Annotated in this window: 11 protein-coding genes and 1 riboswitch; of the genes, 5 read left to right on the top strand and 6 right to left on the bottom strand. The window is 69.7% G+C overall.

Annotation, left to right across the window (positions count from 1 at the left end):
• Positions 1 to 49 precede the first annotated feature (49 nt).
• Positions 50 to 595, bottom strand: coding sequence for a GNAT family N-acetyltransferase (locus GXW78_RS24560; protein ID WP_246522607.1), 546 nt, complete (start codon positions 593 to 595; stop codon positions 50 to 52).
• A gap of 100 nt (positions 596 to 695) precedes the next feature.
• Complete coding sequence (gene ettA, locus GXW78_RS24555; protein ID WP_211871552.1) at positions 696 to 2375, bottom strand: energy-dependent translational throttle protein EttA; 1680 nt, start codon at positions 2373 to 2375, stop codon at positions 696 to 698.
• Positions 2376 to 2481: 106 nt separating this feature from the next.
• Between ettA and GXW78_RS24550 the strand changes: the two genes are divergently transcribed.
• Together GXW78_RS24550 and GXW78_RS24545 are read left to right on the top strand one after the other, a co-directional pair.
• Complete coding sequence (locus GXW78_RS24550; protein WP_246522606.1) at positions 2482 to 2907, top strand: MarR family winged helix-turn-helix transcriptional regulator; 426 nt, start codon at positions 2482 to 2484, stop codon at positions 2905 to 2907.
• Positions 2908 to 2917: 10 nt separating this feature from the next.
• Positions 2918 to 4201, top strand: coding sequence for an MFS transporter (locus GXW78_RS24545; protein ID WP_211871551.1), 1284 nt, complete (start codon positions 2918 to 2920; stop codon positions 4199 to 4201).
• A gap of 27 nt (positions 4202 to 4228) precedes the next feature.
• Here GXW78_RS24545 and GXW78_RS24540 read toward each other — a convergent pair whose 3' ends face one another.
• Positions 4229 to 5800 carry a gamma-glutamyltransferase gene (locus GXW78_RS24540; RefSeq protein WP_211871550.1) on the bottom strand — a complete coding sequence of 524 codons (1572 nt, stop codon included), beginning with the start codon at positions 5798 to 5800 and terminating at the stop codon, positions 4229 to 4231.
• Positions 5801 to 5980: 180 nt separating this feature from the next.
• On the opposite strand from GXW78_RS24540, the gene GXW78_RS24535 reads away from it, so the two are divergent.
• Complete coding sequence (locus GXW78_RS24535; RefSeq protein ID WP_211871549.1) at positions 5981 to 8128, top strand: malate synthase G; 2148 nt, start codon at positions 5981 to 5983, stop codon at positions 8126 to 8128.
• A 10-nt stretch (positions 8129 to 8138) separates the two neighbouring features.
• On the opposite strand, the gene GXW78_RS24530 is transcribed toward GXW78_RS24535, so the two are convergent.
• Entirely contained in the window at positions 8139 to 8873 is a 735-nt protein-coding gene (locus GXW78_RS24530) for a hypothetical protein (RefSeq protein ID WP_211871548.1), read from the bottom strand.
• Between the two features lie 338 nt (positions 8874 to 9211).
• Here GXW78_RS24530 and GXW78_RS24525 point away from each other — a divergent pair, with 338 nt between their 5' ends.
• Positions 9212 to 9898: an exopolysaccharide biosynthesis protein gene (locus GXW78_RS24525; protein WP_338147837.1), complete on the top strand. Its 687-nt coding sequence runs from the start codon at positions 9212 to 9214 to the stop codon at positions 9896 to 9898.
• Between the two features lie 150 nt (positions 9899 to 10048).
• Positions 10049 to 10260, top strand: a riboswitch (cobalamin riboswitch).
• Positions 10261 to 10402: 142 nt separating this feature from the next.
• A complete protein-coding gene (locus GXW78_RS24520; protein ID WP_211871546.1) occupies positions 10403 to 12394 on the top strand; it encodes a TonB-dependent receptor plug domain-containing protein in 1992 nt (663 codons plus the stop codon).
• 40 nt (positions 12395 to 12434) lie between these two features.
• On the opposite strand, the gene GXW78_RS24515 is transcribed toward GXW78_RS24520, so the two are convergent.
• Together GXW78_RS24515 and GXW78_RS24510 are read right to left on the bottom strand one after the other, a co-directional pair.
• On the bottom strand, positions 12435 to 12989 hold the full coding sequence (locus GXW78_RS24515) for a cob(I)yrinic acid a,c-diamide adenosyltransferase (RefSeq protein WP_211871545.1): 555 nt from the start codon (positions 12987 to 12989) through the stop codon (positions 12435 to 12437).
• Between the two features lie 16 nt (positions 12990 to 13005).
• Positions 13006 to 13731, bottom strand: a 726-nt coding sequence (locus GXW78_RS24510; protein WP_211871544.1) for an energy transducer TonB, incomplete at its 5' end; no start/stop codon positions are given.

Here is a 13731-nt window from a genome sequence, read left to right as displayed (position 1 = left end):
GCCTTGCGACCGCCGTTCGCTGGGCTGCGCCACCGGAGGCAAGCAGGCCCTACGGCTTGGCGGCCGCCGGGGATGCGACGCTTTCGTAGACCAGCATCTCATGGCCCTTGTGGCGAAAGTCGCCCGCCGCGGTCATGCCGATGTCCTGCATCACCGCACGGGAGGCGTGGTTGGTGAAGCGCGCCACGGCGATGATGCGCGGCAACCCGGCGGCATGGCCGAAATCGAGGGCCGCACGAGCAGCTTCGCGCGCATAGCCTTTGCCGCGGCTCTGCGGCCATAGCGCGTAGCGCAGCGCGACGCCCCGCCCGTCGGGCCGTTCCATCAGGCCACAGATGCCGAGGAAATTGCCGGTCTCGCGCTCGAACACGCACCAGGTGCCGTAACCGCGCACCTCCCAGAAATCGATGTCGTCCTCGAGTTCCTCGGCGGTGCGTTCGGCGGCGCGGATGCCGTGCAGCATCAATCCGAAGGCGCCTTCATCGGCCTTCAGGCGGATCAGGTCCGGCAGGTTCTCCTTGCCGGGCGGGATCATCATCAGCCGGTCGGTGGTGACGATGCGGCTCGACTTCAGCGCCTTGATGGCCGCGCTCATCTGCGCCCTCCCCTGGATGGGCTCATCAGCGGCGCTGGGCGCGCCTCGGTGACAGACAGAAGAAGGAGGGGGTGCGGGGGAGTTCCCTCCCCCGCGTCCTTCACCGTGCCAGTGGCTTGTACTTGATCCGATGAGGGTCGGTCGCCGCGTCGCCGAGTCGACGTCGCTTGTCCTCTTCGTAGCTTTCGAAGTTACCCTCGAACCACTCGACGTGGCTGTCGCCTTCGAAGGCGAGGATGTGCGTCGCCAGCCGGTCGAGGAAGAAGCGATCGTGCGAGATGATGACGGCGCAGCCCGCGAATTCCATCAGCGCGTTCTCCAGCGCCCGCAGCGTTTCCACGTCGAGGTCGTTGGTCGGTTCGTCGAGCAGAAGCACGTTGTGCTCCTTCTTCAGCATCTTCGCGAGGTGGACGCGGTTGCGCTCACCGCCCGAGAGGGAGCCGACGCGCTTCTGCTGGTCGCCGCCCTTGAAGTTGAAGGCGGCGACATAGGCGCGGGACGGCACCGACCGCTTGCCGATGGTGATCATGTCCTGACCGTCGGAGATTTCCTGCCAGACGGATTTGTTGTCATCGAGGCTGTCGCGCGACTGGTCGACATAGCCGAGCTGCACCGACTCACCCACAGTCATGCTGCCGGCATCGGGCGTCTCGCGTTCCATGATCATCTTGAACAGCGTGGTCTTGCCGGCGCCGTTCGGGCCGATGACGCCGACGATGCCGCCGGGCGGCAGCTTGAAGGACAGGTTGTCGATCAGCAGCCGGTCGCCGAAGCCCTTGGACAGGTCTTCCGCCACGATGACGGTGTTGCCCAGGCGCGGCGCGGGCGGGATGGCGATCTCGGTCGGGTCGGGCGCCTTGTCCTGGCTGGCGCGCAGCAGGTCCTCATAGGCCGCGACGCGGGCCTTCGACTTCGCCTGCCGGGCGGAGGGCGAGCGGCCGATCCAGTCGCGTTCCTCGGCGAGCTGGCGCTGGCGCGTGCTTTCCTCGCGCTCCTCCTGCGCCATGCGCTTGCGCTTCTGCTCCAGGTAGGTGGAGTAGTTGCCCTCATACGGGATGCCCCGGCCGCGATCGACCTCGAGGATCCAGGAGGTCACGTTGTCGAGGAAGTAGCGGTCGTGGGTCACGATCAGCACCGTGCCCGCGTAGTCCTTCAGCGTCCGTTCCAGCCACGACACGGATTCGGCGTCGAGATGGTTGGTCGGTTCGTCGAGCAGCAGCATGTCCGGCTTTTCGAGCAGCAGCCGGCAGAGCGCGACGCGGCGGCGCTCGCCGCCCGACAGGTTGGTGACCGGGCTGTCCGGTGGCGGGCAGCGCAGCGCGTCGAGCGCGATCTCGACCTTGCGGTCGATCTCCCAGCCATCGGCGGCGTCGATCTTCTCCTGCAGCTCGGCCTGTTCGGCGAGCAGCGTGTTCATCTCGTCTTCCGACATCTCCTCGGCGAATTTCTCGGAGATCTCGTTGAACCGCTTCATCCAGTCATTCAGCTCGACGAAGGCGAGGCGGACGTTCTCGCCCACCGTCAGGTCAGGGTCGAGATGCGGTTCCTGCGACAGGTAGCCGATGCGGGCACCCTCGGCGGCCCAGGCCTCGCCGCCGAATTCCTTGTCCTGCCCCGCCATGATGCGCATCAGGGTCGACTTGCCGGCGCCGTTCGGGCCGAGCACGCCGATCTTCACGCCGGGGAGGAAAGAGAGGGTGATGCCTTTGAAAACCTCGCGCCCGCCCGGATAGGACTTGGTGAGGTCTTTCATCACGTAGACGTACTGGTAGGCGGCCATGGCGCTGCGAAACCTGTGCGGAGGGGTTGGCCCTGGTTCTAGGCCCCACGCGTCGGCGCGCCAAGGCGGGGCTTGATTTATGAGTATATACACTTATTTTGTCGCCATGCCTTCCCCCGACCGCTGCAGCTGCCATGGCCTGCGCAAGGCGACGCGCCACCTGACCCAGTTCTACGACCAACGCCTGGCGTCGGTCGGACTGAGCATCGGGCAATATGCGCTGCTCGGACGACTGGCTGCGCACGGGCCGATCGCCCTCGGCGCCTTTGCCGCCATCATGGCGATGGACCGCACCACGCTAGGCCGAAACCTCCAGCCGCTGGAACGGGATGGGCTGGCCGCCATCAGCCCCGACCCGGCGGATCGCCGGAGCCGGCTGCTCGCCCTGACACCCGAAGGACAGGCGCGGCTTGCCGCCGCCCGGCCACTCTGGACGGCCGCGCAGGATGACCTCGAAGCCCGCTTCGGCGCCGACCGCACGCAGGCGCTGCGGCTGCTGGTCGCCGAGTTGCTCGCCACCGACCTCGCCTGAAGGAACGGCCATGCTCGCCGCACCGCTCGCTGCCGCTCTCGCCCGCCGCGGCATCCATTACGGCTGGGTGATGGTCTCCATCACCTTCCTGATCGCCGTCTCCTCGGCCGGAGCGCTCGGCGTGCTGGGTGCGCTGCTGCTGCCGCTGCAGCGGGAGACCGGGTGGGACATGTCGTCGCTGTCCGGCGCGCTGGCGCTGCGGCTGCTGCTGTACGGCCTGATGGCCCCCTTCGCGGCGGCCCTGCTGCAACGATACGGCCTGCGCCGCATGGTGGTTCTGGCGCTCGGCTTCGTCGTCGCCGGGCTGCTGCTGTCCACCGGCATGACGCAGGTGTGGGAGCTGTGGCTGTACTGGGGCGTCGTCACCGGCATCGGTACCGGCATGACGGCACTGGTGCTCGGCGCGACCGTCGCCAATCGCTGGTTCGTGGCCCGGCGCGGCCTGGTGCTCGGGCTGCTGACGGCGGCGAATGCCACCGGGCAGCTCGCCTTCCTCCCGCTCGGCGCCTGGCTGGCGCAAGAGGCCGGCTGGCGGCCGGCGCTGCTGCCCGGACTGATCGCCTGTGGGCTCGCGGCCGCGCTGGTTCTGCTGTTCGGCCGCGACCGTCCCTCGGATCTCGGCCTCCCCGCCTATGGCGAGGATCGCGTCGCGCCGCCGTCACCTCCCGCCGGCAACCCGGTGCGCACCGCCTTCGCTGTGCTCGCGGAGGCGGCGCAGACCCGCGTCTTCTGGATCCTGTTCGTCACCTTCATGATCTGCGGCCTGTCCACCAACGGGCTGATGCAGACGCATTTCATCCCGCTCTGCGCCGATTTCGGCATGGCCGAGGTGCAGGCGGCCTCCGTACTCGCGCTGATCGGCATCTTCGACTTCATGGGTACCATCGGCTCCGGCTGGCTGTCGGACCGCTACGACAACCGCAAGCTACTGTTCTGGTACTACGGCCTGCGCGGGCTTTCCCTGCTGTGGCTGCCCTCCAGCACCTTCAGCCTTTATGGCCTGGCGCTGTTCGCGGTGTTTTACGGGCTGGACTGGATCGCCACCGTACCCCCCACCGTGAAGCTCGCCGGCGCGGCCTTCGGGCGGGAAAAGGCGCCGATCGTCTTCGGCTGGGTGTTCACGGGGCATCAACTCGGGGCCGCGATGGCCGCGATGCTGGGCGGGCTGAGCCGGGACGTGCTCTCGTCCTACCTGCCGGCGTTCTACCTGGCGGGCGCGGCCTGCCTGGTGGCGGCGGTGCTGGCGCTGGGGGCGCGGCGGCGGCCGGTGGTCGTGCCGGCCGCAGCGGAGTGAGGGAGAGGGGCAAAGCCCCCCGCCAGCCTATTGCGCCAGCGCCGCGCTCCAGGGGCTCATCGCGTCGCTGATCCCTTCCCGCGTCCCGTCCGCGGTGATGCGGATCAGGTTCGGACAGGCGAAGTTCACGGGCAGGACGGCGTGTTCGACCTCCGTCACCGTGTCGTCCTTCGCGAGCGCGGCCAGCGTTTCCGCGCCCAGGCGGATGTCGGCGGTCACGCCGTCCGGTCCCGACACGTCCAGGCGCGGATGGTGTGCGGCCTGTTCCGGCGTCATGCCGAAATCGGCGACGTAGGACAGGGTCTGGAACACCGAGGCCATGATGCGTCGCCCGCCGGAAGCGCCGAGCGCGATCGAGGGCGCCTCGCCCTCGGCGCCGATGACCGGGCACATATTGGTCAGCGGACGCTTGCCGGGCGCGATCGCGTTCACGGCCTCCGGGCGGGGGTCGAACCACATGATGCCGTTGTTCATCAGCACGCCGCTGCGCGGCAGCACGACGCGACTGCCCATGGAGGAAAGCAGCGTCGTCGTCATCGCCACCATCATCCCGTCCTTGTCGCAGACGGTCAGGTGCGTGGTGCAGGATTCCGCTGCCTTCGGCTCGGCATCGCCGAGGCCGGCGAGGCGCTCCGCATAGGCTTCGCGCAACACGCCCGCGAGCTGCGCATACCAGCCCGCGGACGGCGCGGGCCCGGAGAAGTCGGCGCCGCGCATCCCTTCCAGCACGCGCAGCAGCGTCGGCGCCGCCGTGAGCCCATTGGCGAGGAACAGCCGCTTGCCGCGCCAGGACGCTTCGAGCGCCGGCTTCACGATCGCCTTGCAGCCGGCGAGGTCGGCAGCGCTGATGAGCGACCCCATTTCCTTGAAATCGGCCAGCAACTCGCCGGCGACCCCGCCTTCATAGAAGTCGCGCAGGCCCGCGGCCGCGAGGCGTTCCAGCGTCTCGGCGAGCCGCCCCTGGCGGAAGAAGCCGGGATTGCCCTGGTACGGCGCCACCGGCGGCAGGTCGTTCGGCAGGTAGATGCGCGCGCTCTCGGCGTACTTCCGCAGGACGGCGGCGCTGTTCGCGACCTTCAGCGTGGTGAACCAGTCCTGCGCGAGACCCCGCTTCGCGAGCGCGATCGCCGGTTCCATCACGACGGATAACGGCAGCCTGCCATGCCGCGCGTGCAATTCGGCGTAGCCCGCGACGGAGGAAGGAATGGCGAAGGAGAGCGGGCCATGGATGTTGCGGTCCTCGAACACCTCGGGCCAGGTGAAGAGGTCCGCCTTCATCGTGCCTGTCATCGGATAGGCCGACGGGTCCAGCCCATGCGGCGAAACAGGACCGAAATCGAAGGTCTGCGCCCCGATGCCGGGCCCGGCGACCTGCGTGAAGCCGATGCCGCCCAGGCCGGAATTCCATGGTTCAACGACGGCGAGCGCAAATGCCGTCGCGACCGCCGCATCCGCCGCGGTGCCGCCGGCCTCGAGAATGGCGATGCCGGCCTCGGCGGCGTCTCGCGCCTGGGAGGCGACCATGCCCCGCTTGCCGGAAGCCCCGGGCTTGGTCACCTGCCAGTGCTGGGTCACATGCGGGGGCGGGGTCCAGGCCATGGCGGTGTCCTCCTCGGCGGCGTTCGGGGCGGACAGGGTCGCGCCGCGGCGGGCGCGGGGCAAGCCCCGCCCGTGCCGACGCCCGGGGACGTCGTTTCCGCCCGCGCGGAAAAGACGGTAGAGAGGCCGGATGGAACGCCGCCCCGGTGCGGGGCGCGGCATGGGGTAGGAGACTGGGACATGGCGGCACGCAAGGGCCTGCACGTCGCGCCGGCGTTGCGCAGCTTCATCGATGAGGAAGCGCTGCACGGCACCGGCATCGCGCCGGCCCGCTTCTGGGAGTCGATGGAGCGCATCCTGCGCGAGCTGACCCCGGCCAACGCCGCCCTGCTGCGCAAGCGTGACGAGTTGCAGCAGCAGATCGACGCCTGGCACCGCGCGAACCCCGCGAAGCCCATCGACCTGCACAGCTACGCCGCGTTCCTGAAGCAGATCGGCTACCTCCTGCCGGAGCCTGCCGAGGTGAAGGTCGGCACGACCGACGTGGATGCCGAGATCGCGACGATGGCCGGGCCGCAGCTCGTCGTGCCGGTTTCCAACGCCCGCTACGCGCTCAACGCGGCGAATGCGCGCTGGGGCAGCCTGTATGACGCGCTGTACGGCACCGATGCCATCCCGCAGGAAGGCCCGAAGGCGAAGGGCTACGACCCGGCGCGCGGTGCCAAGGTCATCGCGAAAGCCCGCGCCGTGCTCGACCAGGCGGCGCCGCTCGCCAAGGGCAGCCATGCGGACGCCACGCGCTACCGCATCGAAGCCGGTGTGCTCGAGGTGCAACTCAAGGACGGGTCGACGACCGGCCTCGCCCGGCCGGCGCAATGCGTCGGCTATCTCGACGATCCGCACGCACCGTCTGCCGTGCTGTTCGTCAATCACGGCCTGCACATCGAGGTCGTGTTCAACCGCAACCACCCGATCGGCAAGACCGATCCGGCCGGCATCGCGGACGTCGTGCTCGAATCCGCCCTGACCACCATCCAGGATTGCGAGGATTCCGTCGCCGCCGTCGATGCGGATGACAAGGTCGAGGTCTATCGCAACTGGCTCGGCCTCATGAAGGGCGACCTGGTCGCCGAGTTCGAGAAGAGCGGGCAGATGATGACCCGCCGCCTGAACGCCGACCGCATCTTCAAGCGTCCGACGGGCGGCGCGACGACGCTGCATGGACGTTCGGTGATGCTGGTGCGCAATGTCGGCCACCACATGATGACCGACGCGGTGACGCTGGATGGGGAGGACATCCCGGAGACCATCCTCGATGCCATGTGCACGGTCGCGATCGCGCTGCACGACATCCGCGGCAAGAAGCTGAATTCGCGCGCCGGCAGCGTCTACATCGTGAAGCCGAAGATGCACGGGCCGGAGGAAGTGGCCTGGGCGGACACGCTGTTCTCGCGCGTCGAGGATGCCTTCGGCCTCAACCGCACGACGCTCAAGATGGGCATCATGGATGAGGAACGGCGCACCACGATCAACCTCAAGGCCTGCATCGCGGCCGCCAAGGATCGCGTGGTGTTCATCAACACCGGCTTCCTCGACCGCACGGGCGATGAGATCCACACCTCGATGGAGGCCGGCGCCGTCGTTCGCAAGAACGACATGCGCAAGGCCGCCTGGATCGGCGCCTATGAGGATTGGAACGTCGATACCGGCCTCGCCTGCGGCCTGCGCGGCCGCGCGCAGATCGGCAAGGGCATGTGGGCGATGCCCGACATGATGGCGGCGATGCTGGAACAGAAGGTCGGGCATCCGAAGGCCGGCGCGAACACCGCCTGGGTCCCCTCCCCCACCGCCGCCACGCTGCATGCGCTGCACTACCACGACATCGACGTCGCCGCGCGGCAGGATGAGCTGGCGAAGGGCGGCCGCCGCGCGACGTTGAACGACATCCTGACCGTGCCGCTCGCGAAGGACACCAACTGGTCGCCCGCCGATGTGCAGGCGGAGCTCGACAACAACGCACAGGGCATCCTTGGCTACGTCGTACGCTGGGTGGACCAGGGCGTAGGCTGTTCCAAGGTGCCGGACATCAACGATGTCGGTTTGATGGAGGACCGCGCGACGCTGCGCATCAGCAGCCAGCACATCGCCAACTGGCTGCGCCATGGCGTCGTCAGTTCGGACCAGGTGATGCAGACGATGAAGCGGATGGCCGCCGTCGTGGACCGGCAGAATGAGGGCGACGCGGTCTACAGGCCGATGGCTGTCGGCTTCGACGGGCCGGCCTTCAAGGCCGCCTGCGACCTGGTGTTCGAGGGCACGAAGCAGCCCAACGGCTACACCGAGTTCGTGCTGACGAAGCGGCGGCGGGAGGCGAAAGCGGCGGGCTGACCGACGCCGGTCACTCGGGCTGGCCGAGCGGGCAAGTGGGATCCGGGCGGCGCGCCGTGCACAGGCGCCGCCACTGGGTTGCCGTCGCCTCGGCCTGCGCCAGCGCCGGATTGCCGCGGATGGGCGTGCAGGTTTTCGCGCCATGCGTGCCGTGAACCAGATTGGCCATCGCCCGGGCCATCGCGACCATGTGGCGGGCCATGCGGCGACGATCCCCCTCGTCCGCGGCAAGGCCTGGCTGCATGGCGATGGCGCGCCTGATGCCGGACATGGCGGCACCTTCCCATCGGCGGTCCTCCATGTCGCATCGCACTGCCATCTGCGCGATGAAGGCCTGCCAGGCGAGCAGCGTCACGGCCTCCGGCAAGGTGGGCAGGGGCGGCTCCGCGCCGGCATCGGCCCTCGCGAGCTCATCCGCGTCGCGCCAGAGCATGATGGTATCGGCCGCCGGGTCGCAGACAGTACGGCCGAAGGTCTCATAGAGCCGCGTGCCGGCGGTCACGGCGAAGGCTGCGGAGGCAAGGCCTTCCTGCTGACCTTCCGGCAGCACGCCATGCCGTGTCGCCGAGACGCCCTGCGCCAGCCGTTGCGCCCAGGCCTCGTCACGCAGGCCGCAGAGGGGCGCGAGTGTCACCAACCGCGCGGCGCGGATGTAGATCTCGCCGAAGTAGCGCACCTCCCGCGGTTGCTGTGCGGAAGCCGGCACGGCAAGGAGAAGGCAGGCGAGGATGATCGTTGCGCGCATGGGTCCCGATTACCGGCGCGCCTCAACGCCGACAATAATACGAAATGTTGCAGTGTGATGTGACGCCGACGGTCGGCTTCCTCCGCTAACCGCGTGAGCCCCCCGCGGCGCACCCCCCGGTTTGCCTGGCTTCACGCCAAGGGCACGCTTCCGGCGTCGCGCCGGGCGACAGGCGGAACGCGAGCGCAGCCGCCCCATCGCGATTGCGCGTCTGATGTTGCCGCTGCCGTTGCGGAAATGACATCTCCCTGACCGTTCCGCGCGCCCTGCCCGATATGCTACCTGTCCAGCCGCGAGCGGCCGCATTGTCGCCGCCGGGGACGGAGCGGAACGACAGGGTGGACGGTACTCACGACGGGCAGGTGACGAGGTTGGCGGCGCAGGAGCCCGTCACCCCCGAGCATTTCGCCGAGGCCCATGCGACCGCGCCGATCACGCGCCTGGTGGCCGAGGTCGCCGCGCAGTGCCCGGGCGAGCGCATCACGCTGGGCGAGATGGGCGAGGCCTTCGGCGACCGCGCCTTCGGCCTGCTGATCCTGCTGCTGTGCCTGCCCGGGCTGCTGCCGGGCATGGCATCGGTCTTCGGCCTGCCGATGCTGATCCTCGGCGTGCAGATGGGCCTTGGCTTCCGCAAGCCGAAGCTGCCGGCGGTCATCGCGCGGCAATCGCTGAAGCGCAGCGACCTGCTGCGGCTGACGCCCGGTTCGACCACCCGCGTGTCCCGCGCCATCGCGAAGATCGAACGGTGGGTGCGGCCGCGGCCGGGCCCTTTCACTGGGGCCGTGGCGGACAAGGTGGTCGGCTGGCTCACCGCCTATGCGGCAGTGATGCTGATCCTGCCCGGGCCCGGCACCAATGGGCCACCGGCCTTCGGCGTCATCGTCATGGCGCTCGGCCTGGTGGAGAACGACAGCAAGGTGGTCGGCATCGGCATCGCGCTGACCATCCTGGGCAATCTGTTCGCCACGGTGGTGCTCGGCGCATTGCTGTGGTTCGGCATGGAAGCGCTGCATTACATTTTCTGACGCCCTCAGACGGCGGACGCCGGCCACCCGGCCGGTTTGCCTTCGCGCCCTGCGCTGTCGGGGCGGCTGACGGTCGGGGCGCGGTCGCGCCTTGCGCTTCCGGAGGCGATGCGCGGCGCCGCCCTGGACGCGGCGCGGCGGCCCCGTCATAAGCTGCGGCCATGCGCCGGTGGCCCGGAAGGGCTGAAACGGGAACGCGCGAGGCGGTGACCACCGTCAATCCGCGGCTGCCCCCGCAACTGTAGGCGACGAGATCGGTCCCACACGCCATTGCGCCTCAGGTGCGAGAAGGCGGGGCCGGCCGGCGGAGAACCCTCCGCCCCGTCGCGAGCCAGGAGACCGGCCGGCGCAGAGTTGTCTCGCGCGTGCCGGGCGGGGAGCACCGGCGCAACGGACCCAGGCCGCGTCATTCTGACATGGACCTCCGTATGCGAGCACGACGCAAGCCCGTTCCGGCATGATGCCGGGACGAAACGCGGACCGTGCTTACGGAGGGACCCCCGGATGAATCGCCGGATCCTCGCTTTGATCGCCCTCACCCCCCTCGCCCCTGCCTGGGCGCAGGAGGTGCAGCCCACCGCCGCCCTGCCCGACATGGTCGTGACGGCGACGCGCGTGCCGACGCCGCGCGACCGCATTCCGGCCCCTGTCACGGTCATCGACCGGCAGATGATCCAGGAAAACGGCTACGTCACCCTGTCGGACGCGCTGGCGACGGTGCCGGGCTTCCGGCTGGTGCAGTCGGGCGGGCTCGGCCAGCAGGCGTCGGGCTTCGCGCGCGGCACCAATGCGCGCCAGGTGCTGGTGCTGATGAATGGCGTGCCGGTGAACGACCCGTCCGACCCGAACGGCGCGTTCAACTTCGGCAACGAACTGCTGGGCGACATCGAACGGATCGAAGTGGTGCGCGGGCCGGTGTCCTCGCTGTACGGCTCGGCGGCAATCGGCGGCGTGATCAACCTGATCACCCGATCCGCCCCGGCCGACCGTGCCGCCGCACCGTATTTCGAGGCGGCGGGCGGGTCGAACTCCACCGTGCGTGGCTATGCGGGCGTCGGCGGGACCGTCGGCCCCGTCGACTACCAGATCACCGGGCAGGGCCTGTCCACGCGCGGGTCCAACGCGCTGGCACCGCGCTTCTACCAGAATGGCGGGGAACTGGACGGGCTGCGCTCGGCGATCGTCACCGCCCGGCTGGGGCTGACGCTCGGTGAGACCGTGTCGGGCGAGGTGCTCGGCCGCACCCGCATCGAAGGCCTGGTGCGCGGACGGGAGAATACGGTCGGGCTCGACGACGTGCCGAACGACGACCCGAACTATACGGGCCAGGATCGGTCCTGGTTCGGCTATGTCCGCACCGCGACCGACCTGTTCGGCGGAGCCTGGACCACGGGCTTCACCGTCTCCGGCAGCGCGAACCGGCGGCGCTATACGAACCTGCCCGATCCCGGCAACCCGTTCAGCACGGCCGACGACCTGTATCGCTCGAGCCGCCAGGCCTTCTCCTGGGACAACACGCTGCGCTTCCCCGATGCCGGCGCGCTGACCGACGTGGTGATGCTGTTCGGCGGGCAATGGGAGAAGGAGACCGCGGACAGCGCCAACGGCTCCGCCTTCTTCCGCACCACGGTCGATGCGTCGCAGCGCTCCGGCGCGGGCTACGCCTCGATCCAGGGGCGGCTGTTCGAGCGGCTCGACCTGTCCGCGGGCCTCCGCTACGACGGGCCCGAGGGCTATGACGGCTTCACCAGTTGGCGGCTCGGTGCGGTGCTTGCGCTGCCCGAAATCTCCTCCCGCCTGCGCGCCGCGGCCGGCACGTCGTTCAAGGCGCCGTCGCTGTTCCAGCGCTTCGGCACCATAACCGGCTTCTTCCAGGGCAACCCGAATCTCCGGCCTGAGGACGCCTTTGCCTGGGAAGCCGGCATCGAGACCGACATCGGGTCCTGGGCGACCGTCTCCGCGCTGTATTTCGACAGCCGCATCACCAACCTGATCAACTACGACCAGAGCTTCACAACGCTGATCAACGTGGACAGCGCCCGCATCCGCGGCGGCGAATTCGCGCTGACGCTGCGACCGACCGATTGGTTCTCGCTGACGGGCGCCTGGACAGTGCAGGAAGCGCGCGACACGACCAACGACATGCCGCTGCCGCGCCGGCCGCGCAACATAGCCAGCCTGACGATGCGCTTCGCCGCCCCGCTCCCGTGGGACGGGCCGCGCAACCAGCGCATCGTGGTGGTGCCGGAGATCCTCTACACCGGCCAATCACCGGAAGGCGCCTTCGCCCGCTACAATGACGACGGGACCTCGATCCCGACGGCCGGCAAGAACGACGCTGGCACGGTGTTCAACCTGACCGCGACGGTGCCGATCCTGGAACAGCTCGCCGGCTTCGTGGAGTTCAGGAACCTGACCAACACGCGCTATGAGCCGGCGAACGGCTTCGTCATACCCGGGCGGACGGCGGTGGCCGGGGTGCGCGGCACGTTCTGATGAACTGGGAAGGGGCCGGGAGGGGCTTAGCCCCGCCCGGTTACCGCGTCGCCCCTGGCACCCACAACACATCGCCGCCCGCTGCCGCGTTCAGGTGGCGGGACAGCACGAACAGGTGGTCCGACAGGCGGTTGAGGTAGCGGATCACCGCGCCGTTCACCTCCTCCTGCGCCGCCAGGCCGACCGCCAGGCGTTCGGCGCGGCGCACCACCGTGCGGGCGAGATGCGCGTAGGACGCGCCGGCACAGCCGGCCGGCAGCACGAAGCTGCGCAACGGCGGCAGCGCCGCGTTCATCGCCGCGATCTCGGCTTCCAGCCGCAGCGACTGCGTGTCCGATACGCGCAGGCGTGCCCCGGCCTCCCCCGGGACGCAGAGATCGGCGCCGACGTCGAACAACTCGTTCTGTATGCGCGCGACCATCGCATCGGCTTCGCCGGCCAGATGCAGGCGCAGCACGCCGAGCACCGCGTTGGCCTCGTCCACCGTGCCGAAGGCCTCGATGCGCAGCGCGTACTTCCGCAGGCGCGTGCCGTCGCCGAGGGAGGTCTCTCCCTTGTCGCCACCGCGCGTCGTGATGACGTCGAGCTTCACCATGGCCGTTCCTCCCTGATCATCGCCCGCGCGAGTCCGACAGGCGGAAATGCACCGCTGTGGTCAGTGTCGCCGCCACCGGCATGCCGGCGCGCATCGCCGGGCGAAAGCGCCAGCGGCGCGCCGCTTCCATCGCCGCGCGGTCGAGCGACGGAACGCCGGAGGATTCCTCGACCGCCGCATTGGTCACCAGCCCCTCCGCGTTGACCCTCAGGGCAAGCCGGACGACGCCTTCCTGGCCCCGGCGGCGCGCATCCTCCGGGTAGTCCGGTGGGTTGTTGCGGACACCGGCATCGCTGCTGGGCGGGACCACGGCACCGAGCGCGAAGGAGCCGAGCGACGGCGCGGCCATGTCGCCGGCGCCGGCGTCGAGCCGTACGGGTCCTTGCGGCGCGGCGGGCTGGGCTGGACGCGACGGCGGTGAGGCGGCTGCGGCCCGCTGCGGTGGCTCGGGCGGGGGTGGCGGCGGCAGGGGCAGCGGATCGGCCTGCGCCTGGGTTGGCGGCGCGGTGGCTTGCTGCTGTGGCGGCCGGGGCTCGGGCGGAGGCGACGGGGCCGCCTGCTGCGCTGGCGGATCGGGTTGAGGCGAGGGAGCGGCCTGCTCCGCCGGTGGCGGCTCGATGAAGTCAGGAGGCGGCGGCGCTTCGGTAGAGGGCGGTGGCGGCACGGCGCCGGCCGGGTCTGGTGGTAGCGCGGCGAGGTCACGCGGCGCCTCGGGCACGGGCGGCGGCGGCGCGACAGCGGG

Origin of the sequence: Neoroseomonas terrae (assembly GCF_018129025.1) — a bacterium.
GTDB classification, from domain to species: Bacteria; Pseudomonadota; Alphaproteobacteria; order Acetobacterales; family Acetobacteraceae; genus Neoroseomonas; species Neoroseomonas terrae.
The sequence above is the reverse complement of the archived record's forward strand: the minus strand, read 5'-3'. Positions and strand labels throughout refer to the sequence as shown.

Bases quoted from the DNA above. Each gene is read 5' to 3' on its own strand.
- GXW78_RS24560 (WP_246522607.1), bottom strand. From the start codon at position 595: ATGAGCGCGGCCATCAAGGCGCTGAAGTCGAGCCGCATCGTCACCACC.
- ettA (WP_211871552.1), bottom strand. From the start codon at position 2,375: ATGGCCGCCTACCAGTACGTCTACGTGATGAAAGACCTCACCAAGTCC.
- GXW78_RS24550 (WP_246522606.1), top strand. From the start codon at position 2,482: ATGCCTTCCCCCGACCGCTGCAGCTGCCATGGCCTGCGCAAGGCGACG.
- GXW78_RS24545 (WP_211871551.1), top strand. From the start codon at position 2,918: ATGCTCGCCGCACCGCTCGCTGCCGCTCTCGCCCGCCGCGGCATCCAT.
- GXW78_RS24540 (WP_211871550.1), bottom strand. From the start codon at position 5,800: ATGGCCTGGACCCCGCCCCCGCATGTGACCCAGCACTGGCAGGTGACC.
- GXW78_RS24535 (WP_211871549.1), top strand. From the start codon at position 5,981: ATGGCGGCACGCAAGGGCCTGCACGTCGCGCCGGCGTTGCGCAGCTTC.
- GXW78_RS24530 (WP_211871548.1), bottom strand. From the start codon at position 8,873: ATGCGCGCAACGATCATCCTCGCCTGCCTTCTCCTTGCCGTGCCGGCT.
- GXW78_RS24520 (WP_211871546.1), top strand. From the start codon at position 10,403: ATGAATCGCCGGATCCTCGCTTTGATCGCCCTCACCCCCCTCGCCCCT.
- GXW78_RS24515 (WP_211871545.1), bottom strand. From the start codon at position 12,989: ATGGTGAAGCTCGACGTCATCACGACGCGCGGTGGCGACAAGGGAGAG.